Annotated in this window: 2 protein-coding genes; both read right to left on the bottom strand. The window is 47.7% G+C overall.

Annotated elements, in window-relative coordinates:
* Window positions 1-32 precede the first annotated feature (32 nt).
* Window positions 33-914 carry an ABC transporter permease gene (locus D6694_10240; protein ID RMH40243.1) on the bottom strand — a complete coding sequence of 294 codons (882 nt, stop codon included), beginning with the start codon at window positions 912-914 and terminating at the stop codon, window positions 33-35.
* A gap of 6 nt (window positions 915-920) precedes the next feature.
* Entirely contained in the window at window positions 921-1901 is a 981-nt protein-coding gene (locus D6694_10235) for an ABC transporter ATP-binding protein (GenBank protein ID RMH40242.1), read from the bottom strand.
* Window positions 1902-2100 lie beyond the last annotated feature (199 nt).

Below are 2100 nucleotides of genomic sequence, written 5' to 3'. Positions count from 1 at the left end.
TCTATCTTCTCGTTCATGACGACACATTAATATCAGATATTCTTCGTTGCCGGGTTAATAACCATTTCTTTCTGATAGCTCCGTATTGCCATCCAGCCAAATAGCAACGTGTATCCTGCAAGAAGGATCAGGTGGTAACTGACGCTTTGGCCATTGGTAAAGGCCGCTCTGGCACTATCGTCTCCACTAATGATATGCAAGACCAGTTGCGCCAAATGATAAGGCGGCAAAAGATTAGCCAACTTTTGCAGGTAATCAGGAAACAGCATTATGGGAATCCACAGGCCGGAAAAAAACGCGCTGGGTAAATAAATTAAGTTCACAATTGCGGGAGCCGACTGTGCCTTGAAACGCAGCCCGATAAATAAACCAAACAGACAAAAAGGAATCGCCCCAAGAAGCAGGGTTAGCGTCAGCAAAAGCCACTGAGTTCGATGCAAAACGACATCGCCCAGCAGCGCGCCAATTGAATACAGACCAATCAAAATGGCCAGTGAAAAGGCCATTGCCAAAACGATTCGGGCAATAATATAGAGCAGGGGTGGAATGGGGCTGGCTTGCTTCAAATCGAACCAACCCTGACTTTTTTCAACGGCCACACCAACTCCAAAACTAAACAAAGATGGACCTATCACGCCAAAGGTGCCGTAAGTCGCCATCATATAGACCGGCATTTGGCTACCCATGCCATTGCGATTAAAAATAATGCCAAAGAACAAATAAAACATCATGGGAAAAGCCAGACTGGGGATCACAAAACCGGGTTGGCGCATGGTTTTGAGTATTTCAAACCGACTTTCACTGATCAAAACCCGGAACCAGTGGCTTGGATGAGCGCGCCTATGTTGTGTCAATGCCTTGCTTGTCGAGCCAGCGGTGATTTCCTGCGCATTGAGTGGTTTAGACGTCATCATGGCGGTTTACTCCTTGTGAGGATTCTTAAAAAGCGTGGCGGCATTATTGGTATTGGATTGCTGTTGGTGCCGCTCCAAAATATCGGAAAAGGCTTCTTCCAGAGTGCAGTCACTGATCCGCAAATGGGATGCGCTCTGATCGAGAAGAAGTAGTTCTCTAAGTGTTGCGTCGGCATTACGGCTGAATAATTTTGCCTGTCCGCTCGCGGCCAATTCCAGGTGGAACACAAAGGGTAAGTCATGTAATTGTTGATTAGTGAGAGCCGTTGTACAGGTGATGACCTGACCGCGACTATTTTGCTTGATGGCTTCGGTGGTACCCTTAGCAATAATTTTCCCATCGGCTAATACATAGACATAATCTGCCAGCGCCTCGGCTTCTTCGATATAGTGAGTGGTGAGCAAAATAGACGTGCCCGTTGCTGTTAATTGCTGAATGACTTTCCAAAGATTTTTTCGTGCCTGGCTGTCCAGCCCGACCGTGGGCTCATCCAGCAGTAACAGCTTTGGGTTGCCGCATATTGCCAGAGCAAACAGCAAGCGTTGTTTTTGGCCGCCTGATAGTTCTCCAAATCGCCGATCAGCGATTTTTTCCAAACCACACAACTCAATTACTTCAGCCAGAGGCCTGGGCGATGGATAGTAAGCTGAAAAACTCTCAATATGCTCACTCACCGTCAAAGTGCCAGGTACCTGAGCCACCTGCATCATCACGCCCATTTGTTGCCGGGTTTGCCAGGCAGTTGGCGTTGCCCCCATGATCTGGCAATAACCCGCATCGGGCTTATATCGGCCTAACAGCGATTGAATTAGGGTTGTTTTACCGGCCCCATTGGGGCCGAGTAGTGCGACCAACTGACCGGCTCGAATCTCTAAATCAACACCAGCCAGGGCCATTGTTTTGCCAAAAGATTTTTTCAGATTACAGACTGTAGCGATTACCTCGGTTGTTGTTGTCGCCTTGTCGTGTGCTATCTCTGCTTGCATCAAATCACCCCATTTGTGGAATATGGCTATATTGTTGCAGTGAGCAGCGGAATTTTGCAGAGTCAAAAGTCATGACTTGAGGGTGACATTTGTCATTTAAGCTGGGAGAGCCATGCTGATTTCTGGTGTATGGGCTGATTGAAGAAGCGGTGTACCCTGTTGATTGAACCCGAATCAACAACCAACAGGAGAGGTACAC

This window comes from Gammaproteobacteria bacterium, from assembly GCA_003696665.1.
Lineage (GTDB): Bacteria > Pseudomonadota > Gammaproteobacteria > Enterobacterales.
Note: the sequence above shows the minus strand (reverse complement) of the source record. Positions and strands in the feature narration are given on the sequence as shown.

Bases quoted from the DNA above. Each gene is read 5' to 3' on its own strand.
- D6694_10240 (RMH40243.1), bottom strand. From the start codon at position 914: ATGATGACGTCTAAACCACTCAATGCGCAGGAAATCACCGCTGGCTCG.
- D6694_10235 (RMH40242.1), bottom strand. From the start codon at position 1,901: ATGCAAGCAGAGATAGCACACGACAAGGCGACAACAACAACCGAGGTA.